Annotated in this window: 18 protein-coding genes; 10 read left to right on the forward strand and 8 right to left on the reverse strand. The window is 36.7% G+C overall.

The window, feature by feature from the left end; genetic code table 11:
- Positions 1–7 precede the first annotated feature (7 nt).
- The 3 genes from G9C87_RS01070 to alaS form a co-directional block, all read right to left on the reverse strand.
- Positions 8–244: a hypothetical protein gene (locus tag G9C87_RS01070; RefSeq protein ID WP_172277064.1), complete on the reverse strand. Its 237-nt coding sequence runs from the start codon at positions 242–244 to the stop codon at positions 8–10.
- Positions 245–254: 10 nt separating this feature from the next.
- Positions 255–2,669 (reverse strand): hypothetical protein, encoded by a 2,415-nt coding sequence (locus tag G9C87_RS01075; RefSeq protein ID WP_172277067.1) that lies wholly within the window; start codon positions 2,667–2,669, stop codon positions 255–257.
- Between the two features lie 197 nt (positions 2,670–2,866).
- Positions 2,867–5,470, reverse strand: coding sequence for an alanine--tRNA ligase (alaS, locus tag G9C87_RS01080; RefSeq protein WP_172277070.1), 2,604 nt, complete (start codon positions 5,468–5,470; stop codon positions 2,867–2,869).
- A 344-nt stretch (positions 5,471–5,814) separates the two neighbouring features.
- Between alaS and G9C87_RS01085 the strand changes: the two genes are divergently transcribed.
- The 4 genes from G9C87_RS01085 to msrB all read left to right on the forward strand — a co-directional run bounded on the left by G9C87_RS01085 (position 5,815) and on the right by msrB (position 8,282).
- Positions 5,815–6,369 (forward strand): sigma-70 family RNA polymerase sigma factor, encoded by a 555-nt coding sequence (locus G9C87_RS01085; protein WP_172277073.1) that lies wholly within the window; start codon positions 5,815–5,817, stop codon positions 6,367–6,369.
- A 9-nt stretch (positions 6,370–6,378) separates the two neighbouring features.
- Entirely contained in the window at positions 6,379–6,651 is a 273-nt protein-coding gene (locus G9C87_RS01090) for a hypothetical protein (protein WP_172277076.1), read from the forward strand.
- 81 nt (positions 6,652–6,732) lie between these two features.
- The gene (locus G9C87_RS01095; RefSeq protein WP_172277079.1) at positions 6,733–7,176 is read left to right on the forward strand and encodes a DUF417 family protein; all 444 of its coding nucleotides are present in this window, start codon (positions 6,733–6,735) and stop codon (positions 7,174–7,176) included.
- A gap of 20 nt (positions 7,177–7,196) precedes the next feature.
- Positions 7,197–8,282: a peptide-methionine (R)-S-oxide reductase MsrB gene (msrB, locus tag G9C87_RS01100; RefSeq protein ID WP_172277082.1), complete on the forward strand. Its 1,086-nt coding sequence runs from the start codon at positions 7,197–7,199 to the stop codon at positions 8,280–8,282.
- 191 nt (positions 8,283–8,473) lie between these two features.
- Here the strand turns inward: msrB and G9C87_RS01105 are convergent, their stop codons facing one another.
- The 3 genes from G9C87_RS01105 to G9C87_RS01115 all read right to left on the reverse strand — a co-directional run bounded on the left by G9C87_RS01105 (position 8,474) and on the right by G9C87_RS01115 (position 10,997).
- A complete protein-coding gene (locus G9C87_RS01105; RefSeq protein ID WP_172277085.1) occupies positions 8,474–9,130 on the reverse strand; it encodes a hypothetical protein in 657 nt (218 codons plus the stop codon).
- A gap of 117 nt (positions 9,131–9,247) precedes the next feature.
- Positions 9,248–10,093 carry an ABC transporter permease gene (locus tag G9C87_RS01110; RefSeq protein ID WP_172277088.1) on the reverse strand — a complete coding sequence of 282 codons (846 nt, stop codon included), beginning with the start codon at positions 10,091–10,093 and terminating at the stop codon, positions 9,248–9,250.
- Positions 10,086–10,997, reverse strand: a complete 912-nt coding sequence (locus G9C87_RS01115) for an ABC transporter ATP-binding protein (protein ID WP_172277091.1) — start codon at positions 10,995–10,997, stop codon at positions 10,086–10,088. Before G9C87_RS01115 ends, G9C87_RS01110 begins: the two co-directional genes overlap by 8 nt.
- A 117-nt stretch (positions 10,998–11,114) precedes the next feature.
- Here G9C87_RS01115 and G9C87_RS01120 point away from each other — a divergent pair, with 117 nt between their 5' ends.
- The 5 genes from G9C87_RS01120 to G9C87_RS01140 all read left to right on the forward strand — a co-directional run bounded on the left by G9C87_RS01120 (position 11,115) and on the right by G9C87_RS01140 (position 15,945).
- Entirely contained in the window at positions 11,115–12,479 is a 1,365-nt protein-coding gene (locus tag G9C87_RS01120) for an AAA family ATPase (RefSeq protein ID WP_172277094.1), read from the forward strand.
- Entirely contained in the window at positions 12,445–13,602 is a 1,158-nt protein-coding gene (locus G9C87_RS01125) for an NAD(P)/FAD-dependent oxidoreductase (protein ID WP_228456926.1), read from the forward strand. Before G9C87_RS01120 ends, G9C87_RS01125 begins: the two co-directional genes overlap by 35 nt.
- 7 nt (positions 13,603–13,609) lie before the next feature.
- Positions 13,610–13,918: a hypothetical protein gene (locus G9C87_RS01130; RefSeq protein WP_172277097.1), complete on the forward strand. Its 309-nt coding sequence runs from the start codon at positions 13,610–13,612 to the stop codon at positions 13,916–13,918.
- A 132-nt stretch (positions 13,919–14,050) separates the two neighbouring features.
- The gene (gene prfB, locus G9C87_RS01135) at positions 14,051–15,163 is read left to right on the forward strand and encodes a peptide chain release factor 2 (protein ID WP_172277100.1); all 1,113 of its coding nucleotides are present in this window, start codon (positions 14,051–14,053) and stop codon (positions 15,161–15,163) included.
- Between the two features lie 86 nt (positions 15,164–15,249).
- Positions 15,250–15,945 carry a DedA family protein gene (locus G9C87_RS01140; RefSeq protein WP_172277103.1) on the forward strand — a complete coding sequence of 232 codons (696 nt, stop codon included), beginning with the start codon at positions 15,250–15,252 and terminating at the stop codon, positions 15,943–15,945.
- A 42-nt stretch (positions 15,946–15,987) separates the two neighbouring features.
- Here G9C87_RS01140 and G9C87_RS01145 read toward each other — a convergent pair whose 3' ends face one another.
- Together G9C87_RS01145 and G9C87_RS01150 are read right to left on the reverse strand one after the other, a co-directional pair.
- Entirely contained in the window at positions 15,988–16,857 is an 870-nt protein-coding gene (locus G9C87_RS01145) for an alpha/beta hydrolase (RefSeq protein ID WP_172277106.1), read from the reverse strand.
- A 51-nt stretch (positions 16,858–16,908) separates the two neighbouring features.
- Positions 16,909–17,424 (reverse strand): tetratricopeptide repeat protein, encoded by a 516-nt coding sequence (locus tag G9C87_RS01150; RefSeq protein WP_172277109.1) that lies wholly within the window; start codon positions 17,422–17,424, stop codon positions 16,909–16,911.
- Positions 17,425–17,618: 194 nt separating this feature from the next.
- Between G9C87_RS01150 and G9C87_RS01155 the strand changes: the two genes are divergently transcribed.
- Positions 17,619–18,500, forward strand: coding sequence for a DUF808 domain-containing protein (locus G9C87_RS01155; RefSeq protein WP_172277112.1), 882 nt, complete (start codon positions 17,619–17,621; stop codon positions 18,498–18,500).
- The last annotated feature ends 15 nt before the right edge of the window (positions 18,501–18,515 follow it).

Genomic DNA, 18,515 nt, shown 5'->3' on the forward strand with positions numbered 1-18,515 from the left:
GAACAAATTAATTAAGATAGGACAGCTTTTCCGAGAACTGTTTGGAAAACTCTTTCCGGTCTTCTTCCAGTTTTTCTTTGTCAGCAGGTAAAATATAATTGAAGAGAATCTTTTCTTCGCGATCGATGAAAATAATTTCCTTCTCTTCACCATCAATCATCTGCAGGAATATTTCCCACATGGAAACGTCCTTTAACCGTAAAAGGTCAAAAAAATCGTCCGCTTTTATTTCTATTTTTTTCATGTTCTGATTGTTAAAATTCCAATAATTTTAATTTAAACTGTATGGCAAAATTTTGCTTAAAATTAGAGGTGGTATAATATCCTACTCTATAAAATACGCCAAGATTAAAATAACTTGAAAGGAAGTTATTCCATTCCACACCTACTTCCTGATACAGGTGATCCAGCTTTCTGAATTTGAAATCATGATATTCCGGATGTTTCATATCTCCAATGGTTCCTCTAAGAACAAAATCAAAACTTGATACATTTTGTCCGATACTCTTCAGGTATAGCGGAAGCTTATGGGTGAAATAATAGGCAATAAATTTATCATTATAATACTTTCCTCCCTCTAATGTTGCAAATCCAAGGTAGGAGGTAAGGTTAAAATTAATATCTCTTCCCGGAGAAGCCAGTCCGTTCATCGTGAAATTTTTCCAGATCGGAGCTTCACCCAGAACGATTCCTCCATAGAGCCTTACACCGGTAGTTCCTAAAACCGTTTTAAAATTATGAACAAAAAGTGCATCAAAACGGGTATAATTAAAATCACCGCCCAATACTTTGTAGCTCTGTTCATAATTGAAATAAAGTTCAGGGTACTTCTGATCAATAAGAGACTTGCCCTGTGGGGTCATAATATTGGTGGAATTAGGTGAGAACTTCAAAGTAAACAATGTATTGAAGTTTTCAAACGAAGGACCACTGTTTCGGAACTGGTAATCAAACATAGCCTGCTCAAAATTTCTCCTTGCCGCAAAAACCAGGGTAAGTCCGTTAGTGATATCATTAAGATAAGACAAAGAAGCCCCGCGGAAATGGTAATACCTGTCATTATTAAGGTTATTTCCATAGTTCATCATTCTCATCTTAAAGTTCCAGAGTCTTCTGTAAAATTCCCCAGATGCAGTTACATCATTATAATATTCTATTCTGAAAAACGAATTCTTTTCCAGGGTTGTTTTCATGTCCAGGCCGATTCCGTACTTCCATTTATCATCTTTGAACCCATAGGCAAAATAATAATCCGGAGAAAAATAAGGATTAAAAGTTTCATTCAGTTTAGCTTTTAAGCCAAGCCTGAATCCCTCATAGAGGTTGTAGTTCACAATTTCATCTACCGCAAAGTCAACGATACCAACCCTTATCTGCCCATTGATAAGCCCTGTCAGTATTTTAGCTTTATTATCGATATTGTAGATCTTTCCAAGGCTGTCTATAGTTGTATAGGTATTTCTTTCCCTTTCCGTTAGCGGATCCGTTCTGTACTGGTCAAGAGATGTTCCATCCGCATTTTTTACAGAAAAGGTATATCCCTTAAAATCTTTGGAGTTTTCTTCAATAGGGGACTTGAAATCAAAATACCTTGAGGTAAGGAAAGCGTAGGTGCCAAAACTGTTTCTCCCTTTTTTTTCAGCGGTATCTTCAGAATGGTCTTTACTGTCGTCCTTTACGGCCATTTTACTCATTCGTAGTTTTACCTTTTCATGAGCAAGGAACCATTTGTTATTATAAAACACCCAGGTGCTGGTAATAATTCCGTCGTTTTTATTTTTACTGATGTTTTCGATCTTTTTAATACCATAGGTCTCGGTATCTATATAGATCGTTCCGTTGAACTTTCTTTTTTTGTCGGACTTTTTATAATTCACTTCACGGAAACGGATCACAAAGTTTTTCCGTCCGTCCAGTTCTAGGGTATCGGTAAGAAAATAACGGTATAAACCTCTGTTTTCCTGTTTAACCTGATTCGGAATTCGGTCCCTGTTACTTTGCTGGAGAGCAATCATTTCATAGATAGGTTGCTTAAGACCCGAAATCCTGTTATCTAAAATATTGATCTTTTCTCCATATTTTTTTGAATACAAAAACTCCTGAGCTCTTTCCCAAAGAAAAAGTTTGCTTTTTGAAAAGATCTTTTTAGCGGAAATATTGTTTAAAGAATCCTTCTCCCTTTTCTTTTTGAAGAAATTAGTATCGTTAAAAAACTGATTAAACTGAGTTATACTATCTTCGTCAATGTCTAAAGATACTTTTTCATACGATTTATACGTGTATGAGCTCAGACTTTTGGGAGAGTTTTCTTTAAAATATTTATTAACCTTATTCAGAATCTCCAGGGCTCTCGGATCACTTTTATCCTGCAGGATGACGGTTTCAATAGCAGTGGTTTTTGAGGAAGTTTTAAGGAGCGATACCTCCATATTTTCTTCTACCAACGCAATTTCATTCTGATAATAATCTGCCCGGATTTCTATGCTGTTGCATTTGGTTTTGAATTCAAAAATTCCCCGGGAGTCTGTTTGTCCAAGGAGTTTATCATTACAGAAGATTTTAGCATTGAGGACAGGGGTTTTGTCTATCTCATCGATGACTTTGATTTTTGATTGCGAATAACCAAAAATACAAGTCCAGAAAAATATAATAAATAAAACCCTTTTCATGAAATAAATGTGAATCAAAATTAGTGATATTTCTTATCATGAAAAACTTTTATAAGCGTTATTGATATAATTTTCAATCTGTTGTTGCTTGGTTGTTTTAATAGAAATGCAAGTAAATTAGCTTATATGGATCAAGGCAAAATAAAAACTTCCAAAAATTTTGGAAGTTTTTATTGTTATTGTTAAAATATTGTTATTTAAATATTTAAGGCTTTCTGATAAGCATTTTCTAAACCGGCGAGGTTTTTTCCACCCGCAGTAGCAAAGCCCGGGTTTCCACCACCACCACCTTGGATCTCTTTTGCCAGTTCCTTTACAATAGCTCCAGCCTGATAGCTAGAAGCCAGATCGTCAGAAACTCCTACGGTGATCATCGGTTTGTCATCAGCATTGGAAAGTACAATGGTTATCGATGTTGGGATTTCTTTTTTTAGCTGGAAGACAATGTCTTTTACAGAGCCTGCATCCAATGAGGTCTTCTTAACCAATAGTTGCTTATCTCCTTTTTGCTCATAAGCATTCTTCCAGTCGCCGATTTCTCCTTTTGCTTTCTCCTTCTTCAATGCTTCCACCTCAGATTTCAATGAGGCATTTTCTTCAATCAGCTTTTCAATAGATCGTACCACATCTTTTGATTTCAGCAGCTGAGAAAGCTCGGTGATCTGCTGTTCTATATTTTTGAAGTATTCGGCAGATTTATCTCCTGAAATTGCTTCAATTCTTCTGATCCCTGCAGCAGCAGAGTTTTCCGAAGTGATTTTAAAATGACCGATTTCGCTGGTGTTCTTAACATGGGTTCCACCACATAATTCCTTTGAACTTCCAAACTGGATCATTCTTACATTATCTCCGTATTTTTCACCAAACAAAGCCATAGCTCCTTTGTCTATAGCCTCCTGGATCGGAATGTTTCTGAATTCCTGCAGAGCAATGCTGTCTTTGATCTTTTGGTTTACCTTTTCTTCGATCAAAGCAAGTTCTTCTTCCGTCATCTTATTGAAATGAGAGAAGTCGAAACGCAAATAATCAGGTCCTACATAAGAACCTTTTTGCTCCACATGAATTCCCAGAACTTCTCTTAGTGCTTCATGCAGAAGGTGGGTAACCGAGTGATTGGCCTGAGAATTCTTCCTTTCCGTAGCATTTACTTTAGCATAGAAAACAGCTCCTGCATCTTTTGGAAGACCATTGATCAATGAAACGATCAATCCGTTTTCCTTTTTCGTTTCCAATACTTCAAAGCTTTCCGCAGCATTTTCCAGGACTCCTTTATCGCCAACCTGTCCACCTCCTTCAGGGTAGAAAGGAGAGTTGCTAAGGACCACCTGATAGAATTCCCCGTCTTTATTTTCTACCTTTCTGTATCGGGTAATATAGGTTTCAGCTTCAAGCTGGTCATAGCCTACAAAAGTTTCCGGCTTTTCTTCCAGAACCACCCAGTCATATACTTTAGAAGCAGAGTCTTTCTTAGAACGCTGTTTTTGTTTCTCCATTTCTGCCTGGAAACCCACCTCATCGATGGTCAATCCCTTTTCTTCCGCAATAATTCTTGTCAGATCATCCGGGAAACCATAAGTATCATACAGTTCAAAAACTTCTACAGAAGGCAGCACCTTAGAACCATCCGAAATGGTTTGCTGAATCAGTCTTTCAACGCGTACAAGACCGCTTTCAATGGTTTTTAAAAATGATTCTTCTTCGCTTTTGATAACCTCTGTAACAAGATTTCCCTGTTTTTCCAGCTCCGGGAAGAATGGCCCCATCTGATCTTTAAGAACAGCAACCAATTCGAAAAGGAAAGGTTCTTTCATTCCTAAAAAACGGTAAGAGTAAGAAATTGCTCTTCTTAAAATTCTTCTGATCACATACCCGGCTCCTCCGTTAGAAGGAAGCTGTCCATCTGCAATAGCAAAAGAAACTGCTCTGATATGGTCTACCACCACGCGGATGGCAATATCTTTTTCATCTTCTAAAATTCCTGTGTATTTCTTGCCTGAAAGTTCCTCAACTTTAGCAATAAGCGGAGTGAAAACATCGGTGTCGTAGTTCGAAGATTTACCTTGTAACGCCATACAAAGACGCTCAAATCCCATTCCGGTGTCTACATGCTGCTGCGGAAGTTTTTCCAAGCTTTTATCAGCCTTTCTGTTGAATTCCATGAAAACCAGATTCCAGACCTCAACAACCTGCGGGTGATCATTATTCACCAGTTCAAGTCCGGAAATTTTTGCTTTTTCTTCAGGAGTTCTAAGGTCGATATGAATTTCAGAACAAGGTCCGCAAGGTCCGCTTTCCCCCATTTCCCAGAAATTATCTTTTTTATTTCCGTTAATGATCCTGTCTTCAGAAATATGGGTCTTCCAGAAGTCGTACGCATCCTGGTCCCTTTCCAGATTTTCAGAAGCATCTCCCTCAAAAATGGTTACGTATAAATTTTCTTTCGGAATTCCGTATACTCCGGTTAACAATTCCCAGGCAAAAGCAATAGCATCTTTTTTAAAATAATCACCAAAAGACCAGTTCCCCAACATCTCGAACATCGTATGGTGGTAAGTATCTCTACCTACATCATCCAGGTCATTATGTTTTCCGGAAACCCTTAAACACTTTTGTGTGTCGGCAATCCTTGGAGCAGTAGGTGTTTTATAACCTAAGAAAAAATCTTTAAACTGCGTCATTCCTGAGTTGGAAAACATCAGGGTAGGATCGTCTTTCAGCACAATCGGTGCAGAAGGAACGATAAGGTGGTCTTTACTTTTAAAATAATCTAAAAATTTTTGACGTATCTCTTGTGATGTCATAAGTAATGTATTGCTTTGCTTTTTATGATAAGATGCAAATTTAATGTTTTTAGGTGATTTAGTTTCAATTTATTGATACTTTTGGAAACATTTGTGTCGATAATCTGAAACAGTTTTTAGAAGCTGTTTCCCGCTTTCCGTACTCGCTATTTTTCTTTGATAAGAAAAATGAGCTCAGACAAATACTACAATCGGGGCTAGAAAAAAGTGCCTTAAAATAATTATATCAAAAACTAAGGAATTGTATGCTCTCTGCGGAACGGGAATTTTAGGCAGTATATTTTTTTGTGCTTTTCCGCTTAACTTACTATCTTCGTTATGATCTGAAATGATAAAAGCGTAATATGACGAAAAATGAAGTGCTGAAAAGCTGGGTAGAAATGTATTCCGGAGCCCTTTTAAAGAGAGCAATGTATCTTCTTTCAGACAAGGATGATGCTAGAGATGTCGTTCAGGAAGTTTTTCTTTCAGCATTGTCATCTTATGATTCTTTTGAGGGAAAAAGCCAGCCTCTTACCTGGCTGATGACGATTCTCAACCGGAAAGTTGCCGATTTCTACCGTGGAAAGTACAAGTCTGAACCTCAGATCAGGCTGGATCATTTTTTTGATGAAACAGGATCCTGGAAAAGTAGCCAGGTTCTGAATGACTGGGATATTTCTAATAAAGAACCTGAGCTTCTGGATGACCAGCAATTCAATAAAACTTTAGAAGATTGTATTGAAGAATTGCCCGTCCGATGGAAGATTCCTGTGAAAATGTACTACCTCCAGGAAAAAAAAGCTCCGGATGTGAGTCAGGAATTGGATATTTCCACGACTAATCTATGGAAGATTTTACAAAGAAGCAGAATGCAGTTGCGGGAGTGCCTGGATTTTAATTGGTTTGCAAAATCATAAATGTTGAACATGTTGAAAAAATTGATTCATTTGATATTTCTTCCATGCAGTGTAGCCACACTCCTTATGGAAAAGAAAAATGCAGGGTCTATTTCTCCGGAAGAAGACCGTAAGCTTACTATGCATCTGAAAATTTGCAAATGGTGCAGGGCTTATCAGAAAAAGCTCGCTATCCTTGATGAAATCATGAAGAAAACTTTTATAAAAAAGGAAAGTGATGAAATAAATGATTCTGATATTCAAGGTTTTAAAGATGATATGATTAAAAAGATAGATTTTTGATAAAAATTCTGTCAGGATTTTGAAGCCGTTCCGACTATACTTCTGAAAATAATAAAAGTAGTCATTCAAAATCTTAAAAAAATGAACGGAACAGCACAACTTACTAAAGAATCTATAACGTATAAGCTGGGATATTACATCTCATTATACGGAGCGGCACTTATCTTACTCTGGATTGGAATTTTCAAATTTACTCCAACCGAAGCACAAGGAATAAAAAGCCTGGTTGAAAACCATTTTCTCACCTTTTTCGTATATAATATAGCAAGCGTCCAAACGGTGTCAAATGCTATCGGAACGATAGAAATTATCATTGCACTACTGCTGATATTTAGTCCGAAATTTGTAGCTCTGAAGAAGTATGCGGGAATCGGAATGACAGTGACTTTCCTTGTTACTTTAAGCTATTTATTTACAACTCCGGGAATCTGGAAAATAGTGGATGGAGTTCCGGTAACAGATTTCTTTATTCTTAAAGATCTCATGCTTTTAGGATTTGGATTGATGATATATCAAAAAAAATAATAATGAATAAAAAGATAAAAATGAAAAGTATATTAATATTACTGGCAGTTGTTTTAGGTATTGCCGTATTTGCAAGAAGCTGTGGCGATTCAAAGAAATCGTCAGAAATAAAAAAAGAAAATGAGACCATTATGGACAGTAAAAATGTAAAAGAAGTTTATTTTGCAGGCGGATGTTTTTGGGGAACAGAGCACTTTTTCCAACAGATTCGCGGGGTTGTGGGAACTGAAGTAGGATACGCTAACGGAAACAAGACAAATCCTACCTATGAAGAAGTTGTAAGCCATACAACCGGCTTTGCAGAAACCGTAAAAGTGAAATATGATCCTGAGCAAGTTGATTTGAAATTATTGATCGATCTGTATTTCAAAACCATTGATCCTACAAGTCTGAATCAGCAGGGAAATGATAGGGGAGACCAGTACAGAACCGGAATTTACTCTACAGATAAGGCTACAGAAGCCATTGTGAAAGAAGAAGTACAAAAACTGGCTAAAAATTACAGTAAGCCTGTAGTGGTAGAAACTATTCCACTGAAAAATTTCTACAGGGCGGAAGATTATCATCAGGATTATCTGGATAAAAATCCTGGAGGATACTGCCACATCGAACCGGGACTTTTTGAAATGGCTAAAAATGCCAATCCGCTTCCAAAAGCTAAGTACCAGAAACAGGATAAAAAGGTTTTAAAAGAAAAACTTACGGCTGAACAATACCGTGTAACGCAGGAAAATGCTACAGAAATGCCTTACCAGAATGAGTATGATAAAGAGTTTCGTGAAGGAATCTATGTAGATATTACAACAGGGGAGCCATTATTTGTGTCAACAGATAAATTCGAATCCGGTTGTGGATGGCCAAGTTTTTCCAAGCCGATTACTAAAAATGTTATCGATGAAAAATTAGACAGGTCTGCGGGAATGACCAGAGTGGAAGTTCGTAGTAAGACAGGTGACGCTCATTTGGGACACGTCTTTACAGATGGTCCTAAAGATAAAGGAGGTTTACGTTACTGTATCAATAGTGCCTCTCTAAAGTTTATACCGAAGGCTGAAATGGAGAAGAAAGGATATGCTGAGTATCTTCCATTACTCGAGAAAAAATAATGTGTAAAGGTTGCTGAAAAGCAACCTTTTTTTATGAATATTTACTTTTTCTCCAGGCTTGATCTTAGCAGGTAATCCAACATCAAGAACATTGAGGTTAATCTCCTCAAACTTCTGGCTTCCATAATACCAAAACAATAATGGAATAAGTACAGCACTAATAAGTCACGGAAAGTAGTATATCTTTTTCATTATTGTCTTTTATTAAATTGAACGGTATCTTTAATGCTAAACATGGAGATATTTAAAAATAGTAAAAATCCAAAAATGAGGTAAAATGAAGGCTTGGGTAATTGTGAAATTGAAGTTTCAAATTCGGAAAATTGTTGTGACGGATTGTTCTTCAAAGCGCTTTGCATTATTAATCCCGTCCCACATCTAAAAATATGGTCATCATCAATTTTTGTTATAGTAGGATCAATGTACTGATGAGGAACAAAAAAATGTCCTGTTTTGTTAAGGTCTAAGCAGTATGATAATTGTCCGCTGGATTCTATATCATTTAATAAAGATATAATGTCATCATATGTATTTTCGTCATTTAAAATAAATTCTATTCCAGATTCCTTGCGGTTTTCTTTTTGAAGCTGTTTAATGTCAGATATATAACGTTTGGAATTTTCTCTTGCTGAATTAGGTTCTACTATAATTTTTTTATAATTCCAGTTTCGTACGGATTCGAAAGTTGCAGATTCATTTACTTTTTCTCCAGGCCTGATCTTAGCAGGTAATCCAATATCAATAACATTGAGATTGATCTCCTCAAACTTTCGGCTCCCATAATACCAAAACAATAATGGAATAATAACAGCGCTTATAAGCCCAGGGAAATAATATATTTTTTTCAAGCCTCGCATTTTTATAAAATTAAAAAAAATATTCTGTACAAATAAAAAAAGTGATCCTCAATGAATCACTTTTTAATATTTTAATTTTCAAATCTTTTAATCATTCAATTAAAAAGACTACCAATCCCTTTTTCTCAGGATCCAGTATGATCCGAAAATAAAAAGTCCACTCCAAACAATACAGGCGATTAAACTTTCTGTAGGGTAGGTGAATTCATATTTCAATCCCATCATTTTAGCCATATTTAATCTCAGCATAGGATTGGGAATCAGGTTGGACATACTTTCCAAAGGGAGAAGATGGGTGATGAAGAAATCTTCTTTCATAATCTTGATTCTCTCCAGTTCCTGTGTTCCACGGACTTTTTGGAATACTTCGATGGCGGTTAAGATTCCTTCACCGATCCAATACACAAAGAATCCTAGAAATACAAACATGGATTTTCTGAGGAGTACCGAAAGAAACATTAAAAAACAAAAGAAAGTAAAAAGTTTTACAAAATAATTTCCGATAAAGAACATTTCTTTGAAGACCGATGCAGAGTCTGTTACCTTGGAGTAATTATATCCCAAGAAAAGGGTAATGACAAATACAATAAGGGTAGATATAACAGAAAAAATAGTTATCGTCAGTAGCTTAGATCCGATGAATTCTTTTCTGCTCAACCCATCAATGGTATTCTGCTTAAACATTCTGTTACTGAACTCCTGTGAGATCGAAAAAACAATAATCAATCCAAGGAATATCTTTAGCAAGGCTACAATCCAGGTAGTGAAGTTCCAGATTTCCGGAAAATTATAAATCCCCTGTTCCTTTAGATTAATTGTTGCACCAAAGACATCCAGATCGACCAATCCGATGAAAAGAAGCGCCACTAAAATAGCAAAATACAATATGGTGAAAATCCTGAATGGTCTGTAATTCAGATTTTTGTGGTATTCGAGTTTTAATAATTTAAGCATTGGTATTCGTGTTTTTTACAAGTTCAAGGAATTGAGTTTCAAGCGATAATTTTTTCTTAGACAAGTGGGATAAGAAAATACCTTTTTCTGCCAGCTTCTGATTGAGTGCCGAAGCAGAAATGGAAGCGTCTTCACGAATCTGAGCCTTAATGATATCATTTTCGGTATTTATAGAGCTGAACCATTGCAGTTCTTCAAGGGCATTTAAAAGTGCCGTATTGTTATCTGCCTTTAATTCAAAAAAACCTTTGTTGCTTGTAATTTCATCAACCCGCCCGCTGTAAATGGAATTCCCCTCCTTTAAAACAATAACATGGCTGCATATTTTTTCAATTTCGTCCAGAAGATGGCTGGCAATAATGATCGTAATTCCTTGCTTGGCAATATTGGAAATGATTTCCCTGATCTGGATAATGCCTTCGGGATCCAGTCCGTTTGTAGGTTCGTCCAATATCATGACCTCAGGATTGTTCAGCATAGCGGAGGCGATCGCCAGTCGCTGTTTCATTCCAAGTGAAAACGTTTTAAATGGATCTTTCTTCCTGTCCAGAAGATTTACCGTCTTCAGAACTTCATCAATACGCTGGTAGGAAGCTCCTTTAATTTCGGCAACAATCTTTAAGTTGGTTTCGGCGCTCAGATATGGATAGAAGTTCGGTTGCTCAATAATAGCTCCGATCTTTTTTAAAGTATCGGGATCTGTACCCTTTTTTCCGAACCAGTACCAGTCGCCACTGGTGGGATTTATGGTGGAAAGCAACATTCCGAATGTAGTGGATTTCCCACTCCCATTCGGGCCAAGAAGTCCGTAAACGTTTCCTTTTTCTACATCAAAAGAGATATTGTTTACAACGGTTCGTTTGAATTTTTTTGTTAAATTCTTTACTGACAAAACTTTTTCCATGTAATTTGTTTTACATAGTAGTAGTCTTTGTTTTTAACAGAATGTTACAATATTTACTTAAATTGTCTGATCTTGTATGAGATTAAAATATTAAATTTGGTAGTATAATTCGTGAATATGAAGTTAATTGAGCTTGCAAAAGAATTAAATATTTCCGTAGAGGCAATCAAACAATTTATCCAGGATTTTGACCTGGAACTTGGGGTATGTATGAGTACCAATTTTGAGATCAAAGATGATTTTGAAAAGTTTGCCCGCGAGAATGTAGATTTTTTAAGGACCTACGAAAAAGATCTTGATCAGAATAAAACCCTTGAACAAATTGCGGAGACGATCAATCAGCCTAAAGAAAAGATAGAAAAAGCAATTCAGGACAGCACTCCTAATATTTTTGATAACGGAATATTCCGTTCTTCAATTTCCAGTTACGGAATAGATAATAAGCTGGGTGGAAATTATCAGTTTGTTTACAACTATTTTGGACATAAGACCAGTCTTCAACACCGGGATTTCATAGGTTACCGGGATCTGTTCTTTTATATTTCCAGTGTCTTGGAGCCATTTTTAAATAAGCAACAGATAAAAGACTGGGGAATCAATAAGCCTGCGGGGATCATTCTTTACGGACCTCCGGGAAGTGGTAAGATTTTCTGGGCCAACAAAATTGCAGAGATCATCAATTATCAGTTTAAGGAAGTTAAAAAACATTATCTGGGAACATCATTAATCGATGGGAATAAAACAAATTTTAATGATTTTCTCATAAAGATGATGACGGAGGATAAGGTGCTTCTTTTTATGGATGATTTTGATGAAATCATGATGGAAAGAAGTGCAGAGAACAATGTGGCATCCTGCAATCTTGAAACGCAGGAGATCATTCTTCATTACATCGGAAAATTTGCAAAAGAAGACGTAGTGATGGTGGGGTCTGCCAAGTCCGTATCGGAGATTGATGAGGAGATTCTGGCGCCGGGAAGATTCGATGTAATGATTCCTGTTTTTCCTCCTAATGCTGCAGAGCGTTCGGAAATTATCCTGTACGGAATGACGAAAGGGCTGGAAAGCGATTCTTTGCTCTATAAGATCCTTAAAAATAACAAAGCAGATAAAGTACCTTTCTGGAATGGAAGTGCATCCAAAATGAAGGCTTTCAGCAATACCATGCTGATGGATTTTACACAAAGTCTGAAGAAGAGGATAAAAAATCTTTACCAGCGAACAAAAAATGAAAAACTTGTAATTGACGATGTCCTCTTAAATGGAGCCCTGAGAGATGCGGCAGGTAAACTTACAGAAGAATATCTGCAACAGGTTGAACAATTTTTAAATGATGCGATTATCAATAATTTTGATGATTTTCAATACAGGATTAAATCCTTACGAACCGAACTTGAAACCTATAAAGTGGTAGAAGAACCTGCGAGGGCAATAGGTTTTCATCACAATGGTGAAGAGGAGGGAGGAAAAGACAAAGGCTAATTACTCATCACCGATGAACAGCATCTGGGAACTTGAAACCTTTTACCGGAGAAGGGATGTTATTATTATTGGAGCAGGGTTTACCGGGCTTTGGACAGCTATTTCCATTAAAGAAAAACATCCTGACCTATCTGTTTTAATTATTGAAAGAAATCCGATTCCGCTGGGCGCTTCAACAAGAAATGCCGGCTTCGCCTGCTTTGGGAGCCTGACGGAAATTATTGCCGATCAGGGAAAAATGGGATGGGACAAGACCTTGGAATTGATTAAGATGAGGTTTGAAGGGCTTCTGAAAATTCAGAAGTATTTTAAGAATTCAGAAATTGATTTTGATTTGAGTGGGGGCTTTGAAATCCTGAATAATGAATCGCCTTTAGAAAAGATGCAAGAAGTGAATGAAAAAATGAAGCCCATAACAGGAATTTCAGCCACTTATTCTTTACAACAAGATAAAATCAAAGCATTTGGGTTGGGAAAATCGGACTTTCTGATTGAAAATCCATGTGAAGGAAGTCTCCATTCAGGAAAGCTCTTACAAAAGCTTCTTGAGAAATGTCAGGACCTGAAAGTTGAATTCCTTTTTGGAACACCGGTTACGGATGTAATTGAGGAAAACACCGGAATGGAAGTCAGGTTGTCTGAAGATTTGTCTGTTCATGCAGAGCAGGTTATTTACTGTACCAATGCTTTTAGCTCCCAATTTTTAGAAAATGAAGAAATCATTCCTGCCAGAGGTCAGATTTTAGTTACGGAACCCGTTCAAAATTTAAAACTAAAAGGAACTTTCCATTACGATGAGGGATTTTATTATTTCAGAAATGTAGGAAACAGGGTGCTGTTGGGAGGCGGGAGAAACCAGGATTTTAAGACTGAAGAAACCCGTGATTTTCAGACTACTGAATTTTTACAGAATCATCTGGAAAATTTTTTGAAAGAGGTAATTCTGCCTGATCATGATTTTAAAATTGGCCTTCGATGGTCGGGGATCATGGCAATGGGTTCAGAAAAAACTCCCATTGTAAAACAGGTATCGGAAAGACAGTTTTGTGCTGTAAGACTCTCCGGGATGGGCGTTGCACTGGCCCCAAAAATTGGAGAGATCATTGCGGATAAGATCAATTAAAGATGTTATGAGATATAGATATACGAATCTTTTTGCTGTATTAACAGTTCCTCTTATTTTTTTGTCAGTTTTCTTTGCAGGAGCGGGTCATGGAAATTATGCGCTGATCACAGTTATTTTTCCACTTTGCTTTTTAGGAATTGTATTACCGGATAATATATCCATGTATTTTCTGGTATTTGGCATACTTCAATTTGCCATCTATGGAAATATTATTGATAGGTTTGGAGGTAAGAAGAGTTTGCCATTTATATTAGCAGCACATTTTTTATTTATAATTATTGGCTTTATAGCTACAAATAATAGCTTATTCTGATTAATATCTATTTCCATTGGGTCAAAAAATATTATTGATCTTTTTCAACATTAACTCCAGGAAAAAATGATTGCTAATAGCTATGCTCATTGCTCAAAATTTTATCCTTATTTTTGCAAAAAATAAAATTTCGTGATTAACAACGACCATATAAAAGATGTTCAGTCCAGAATTGAAGATCTCCATAAATATCTTCAGATTGAAAAGAAGAAAATAGAAATTTCTAATGACGACGAAAAAACGGCTGCTCCTGAATTTTGGGATCATCCGAAAGAGGCGGAGGCGTTCTTAAAGCAGCTTCGTTCTAAAAAAAGATGGGTGGAAGATTACCAGGAAATTGCTACTCAGTTTGAGGATCTGCAGGTTCTAATGGAATTTGCCAAAGAAGATCCTGATTCTGAAAAAGAGCTGGATGAGACATTTCCAAAACTGGTAGAAAAAATAGAAGACCTTGAATTTAAAAATATGCTTTCCAACGAAGGGGATGAGCTTTCAGCCGTCATACAGATCACGGCAGGGGCAGGAGGTACTGAAAGTTGTGACTGGGCGGCAATGCTGATGAGAATGTACACGATGTGGGCGGAAAAGCAGGGATATAAAATTCGGGAGCTGAATTATCAGGAAGGAGACGTTGCCGGCGTAAAAACAGTGACATTGGAAATGGATGGAGAATACGCTTTCGGCTACCTTAAAGGAGAGAATGGTGTTCACAGGCTCGTAAGAATTTCGCCTTTTGACAGTAATGCCAAAAGACATACAAGCTTTGTTTCCGTGTATGTTTATCCATTGGTAGATGATACTATTGAAATTAATATAAACCCTGCGGACATTTCATTTGAAACCATGCGAAGTTCAGGAGCCGGAGGGCAGAACGTTAACAAGGTGGAAACAGCGGTGCGTCTCCGTCACGCGCCAACCGGGATCATTATCGAAAACTCGGAATCAAGATCGCAGCTGCAGAATAAGGAAAAGGCAATGCAATTGCTTCGTTCCAGATTATATGAAATGGAGCTTGAAGAAAGAATGAAAGCCCGAAACGAGATTGAATCCAATAAGATGAAAATCGAGTGGGGAAGTCAGATAAGGAACTATGTGATGCATCCTTACAAACTGGTAAAAGATGTACGCTCTGGTTATGAGACTTCAGATGTGGATTCGGTAATGAACGGAAATCTTACGCCATTCCTGAAAGCTTTTCTCATGGCCGATGGAACCGCGGTTTCTGACGATGATTTAGACCTGTAAAAATTATTCTGGTTTTTTAGTTAAAATCTTATAATTAATTTCTTAATCAGACTTTTTAGACTTATTTTTGTTACTTATCAATATGTATGGAAGATTTCAATAGCTGGAAAGATTTATTAAACCCGGAGTTTTATATTAAAATGGGAGGGTTTTGGCTGATTCTGTTTATTATTTTTGCTGAAACTGGTCTTTTTGTAGGATTTTTTTTACCAGGAGACTCTTTATTGTTTGTTTCGGGAATTTATGCTGTTGAAATTATCAAAGAGACATTTGGCTCTACAGGGAGCGATCTTCTTGATACTACCATCCTTGCCACTGCTGTAGCATTTGCTGCTGTTGTAGGTAATGAAGTGGGATATTACTTTGGGGTGAAGGCAGGTCCTGCACTTTATAAAAAACAAGATACCTTTTTGTTTAAGAAAAAATACCTGTACCAGGCTCATGATTTTTTTGAAAAGCATGGAGCTTTAGCCGTTATCATGGCAAGATTTTTACCTGTAGTAAGAACGTTTACTCCTATCGTTGCGGGAATTGTGAAAATGGACAAAAAAGAATTCCTCAGAGACAATATCATCGGAGCAGTGCTATGGTCGTTCATCCTGATCTTTGCGGGTCACTATCTGGATAAATTATTCCAGGAACAATTTGGTATCAATCTTAAAGAAAAGCTCGAACTGATCATTATTGTGATCGTTCTGATCACTACGCTTCCGATCATTATTAAATTTCTTTTTGGTAAGAAAGTGGATCACAGTAAATACGAAGATAATTCACCTGAATAAAGAGATGTGAATTGTAAAATATAATAACCTGCTTTATGCAGGTTATTTTTTTATCCATTCCAGGATATTAGGGTAGATGATACTGTCTCTTTTTCGTTTGCTGAAAAATCTTGGGGCATGTCCTGTATTTTTCATGAAAACCAGTTTACGGGTAATGTTCCGGCTTGCTAAAGCCGAATCCAGCGCGAGCCCCTGGTTTTTATTAACCAGAAAATCCTGGTTTCCCTGAAAGATCAACGTAGGGACATTTGTAATATTGGCAATCGGGCTTGCTATTTTAAATTCCTCAGATAGGTTGTGACGGTTAAATCTGGTTCCTACCACCTTTTGTAAGGTAGGTGACGTATATTTCGAATAAAATGAGTGTAAAAATTCCGGAGAATAAAAATCAGTAGGACCGCTTAAAGAAATGATCTTTTTGATCTGATCCGGATGCTGGTAACCATAAAGTAAAGCCAAATGTCCACCCGCACTTTCTCCCAGGATGATATAGTTATCAGGTTGGAGTTCCGCTTTTTCCGCTAAAGAATTAAACTTTTCAATTACCGAGCTGATATCCTCCAACTGCTCCCTGTAAGTAATTTTTTTAGATTTTGAAACGAGCCTGTAATTGATATTGATGCTGGGAATATTATTTTTAAAAAGCATTTTTTGGATCTGGATCATATGTTCTTTTCTGCCATACTTCCAGGCCCCTCCATGTACAATAAGAACAACAGGGGATTCTTTAGCATATTCCGACGGAAGGAAAATATCCATCTTCTGTCTTTTATGCTCACCATATTTTAAATTGTAAATTTTCTGCTGATTGTTATTCCCCACCCAAACTCTGAATCTTGAATTACATGAATTTAATAAAAAGCCGATACATCCTAAAATAAAAAAATGATATCTGAGTATGAGCTTTTTCATAAATCAAATGTAAGAAAAATATGATGATTCTGGGTTAGGGCAAGGCTGTTTTCAAGATCCGGGGCTATCATGTTTATTGGATGTTTCTAAATTTTCAGCGTACATGTATAATGAATTGTTGTATCGGGGTAAATGCCGGGATAAAGTTTTTAACGCTAAGGACAATGCCTCTTTACTCTCTCCGGCTGAGTACAATGAAAGTGCAAGAAAAGAATCCACTGCATCATCAAGCTCATCAGACTCATTTATTTTTTCTTCTCTGAGGATCCGAATACTCTCATCAATCTTTCCATTGTTTCTCAGTGTACTTGCAAGCTGAATTCTGGCCCTTCTTCTACGCAGTCCCGATAAGCCATGGTCTAAGGCTGAACGATACAATGGTTCAGCTTCTTTTTCATTTCCTGTTGAATCAAATGCACAAGCCATTTCAAAATCAGCAATTGCTTTTTTATCGGTTAGATGCTGAACATGATCTTTGATCCGCCGGATAAAATCTTCATTGCTTATCTTCCCTAATTGCTGCCAGATGGATTGCAGTTGTTTTTCCCAGATTTCAGTTTCGTCCATATTGTTAAGGATTTTATACCCTGGCAAATATGAGAAGAATTGTGAGGTTTATTATTAAGTTCAATAAAAAAAATGGATGATATGATCACAAGGCTTCTTATGATTTATGAATTTTTTCTTTGTTAAATTGATTTTAAAAGAAAATGAGATATAGAATTAAATAGTTATTTTTGTTGTTAAATAATAAATTACATATGGCTTCCGGTTTTTTTGCAATTTTAGATGATCTCGCTGCTCTTATGGATGATGTGGCTGTAACCAGTAAGATAGCAACTCAGAAAACTGCAGGGATTTTGGGAGATGACCTGGCGGTAAATGCCGAAAAGGCTACAGGTTTCATTTCATCACGGGAGATACCTGTGTTATGGGCAATTACCAAAGGTTCTTTTATTAATAAGCTAATTATTCTGCCGATCGCCTTTTTGCTACACTGGCTGTATAAGCCTGCAATAGAAATCATTCTTATTTTAGGAGGTTTTTACCTTGCATTCGAGGGAGTTGAAAAAATCATTGAGTTTTTATTTCATCGGGATAAAAAAGGACATGAAGTCATAGAAGAAAGCACAAAAAATGAAGATGATGAAAATTCAGAAAAATCGAAAATTAAATCAGCAATTACCACAGATTTTATTCTTTCAATCGAAATTGTAATTATCGCTCTTGGAACTGTTCTTGAAGAACAACATCCTCTACTGACACAAATCATTACGGTAAGTTTGGTTTCTTTCCTGGCAACGATAGGAGTGTATGGTATTGTGGCTTTAATTGTAAGGATGGATGATGCCGGCTTTAAGCTGATCAGAAAGAGTAATGATAAAGGCTTTTTCTCCAAACTGGGGCATTTACTGGTGAAAGCATTACCTATTATTATTAAAATGCTGGCAATCGTGGGAACAATAGCCCTCATTTTGGTTTCCGGAGGAATTTTTGTTCATAATATAGCGTATCTTCATCATTTTCTCCCTGACTGGCCATCAGTACTTAAAGAGTTTACGTTTGGAATGATAGGGGGCTTACTTGCCGTGGCACTTTTTACATTAGGCAAAAAAATATATACTCTGGCAACCCGTAAATAGATGTATGCAGGTTCT

Source organism: Chryseobacterium sp. LAM-KRS1, from assembly GCF_013184525.1.
GTDB classification, from domain to species: Bacteria; Bacteroidota; Bacteroidia; order Flavobacteriales; family Weeksellaceae; genus Chryseobacterium; species Chryseobacterium proteolyticum.

Bases quoted from the DNA above. Each gene is read 5' to 3' on its own strand.
- G9C87_RS01070 (WP_172277064.1), bottom strand. From the start codon at position 244: ATGAAAAAAATAGAAATAAAAGCGGACGATTTTTTTGACCTTTTACGG.
- G9C87_RS01075 (WP_172277067.1), bottom strand. From the start codon at position 2,669: ATGAAAAGGGTTTTATTTATTATATTTTTCTGGACTTGTATTTTTGGT.
- alaS (WP_172277070.1), bottom strand. From the start codon at position 5,470: ATGACATCACAAGAGATACGTCAAAAATTTTTAGATTATTTTAAAAGT.
- G9C87_RS01085 (WP_172277073.1), top strand. From the start codon at position 5,815: ATGACGAAAAATGAAGTGCTGAAAAGCTGGGTAGAAATGTATTCCGGA.
- G9C87_RS01090 (WP_172277076.1), top strand. From the start codon at position 6,379: ATGTTGAAAAAATTGATTCATTTGATATTTCTTCCATGCAGTGTAGCC.
- G9C87_RS01095 (WP_172277079.1), top strand. From the start codon at position 6,733: ATGAACGGAACAGCACAACTTACTAAAGAATCTATAACGTATAAGCTG.
- msrB (WP_172277082.1), top strand. From the start codon at position 7,197: ATGAAAAGTATATTAATATTACTGGCAGTTGTTTTAGGTATTGCCGTA.
- G9C87_RS01110 (WP_172277088.1), bottom strand. From the start codon at position 10,093: ATGCTTAAATTATTAAAACTCGAATACCACAAAAATCTGAATTACAGA.
- G9C87_RS01115 (WP_172277091.1), bottom strand. From the start codon at position 10,997: ATGGAAAAAGTTTTGTCAGTAAAGAATTTAACAAAAAAATTCAAACGA.
- G9C87_RS01120 (WP_172277094.1), top strand. From the start codon at position 11,115: ATGAAGTTAATTGAGCTTGCAAAAGAATTAAATATTTCCGTAGAGGCA.
- G9C87_RS01125 (WP_228456926.1), top strand. From the start codon at position 12,445: ATGGTGAAGAGGAGGGAGGAAAAGACAAAGGCTAATTACTCATCACCG.
- G9C87_RS01130 (WP_172277097.1), top strand. From the start codon at position 13,610: ATGAGATATAGATATACGAATCTTTTTGCTGTATTAACAGTTCCTCTT.
- G9C87_RS01140 (WP_172277103.1), top strand. From the start codon at position 15,250: ATGGAAGATTTCAATAGCTGGAAAGATTTATTAAACCCGGAGTTTTAT.
- G9C87_RS01145 (WP_172277106.1), bottom strand. From the start codon at position 16,857: ATGAAAAAGCTCATACTCAGATATCATTTTTTTATTTTAGGATGTATC.
- G9C87_RS01150 (WP_172277109.1), bottom strand. From the start codon at position 17,424: ATGGACGAAACTGAAATCTGGGAAAAACAACTGCAATCCATCTGGCAG.
- G9C87_RS01155 (WP_172277112.1), top strand. From the start codon at position 17,619: ATGGCTTCCGGTTTTTTTGCAATTTTAGATGATCTCGCTGCTCTTATG.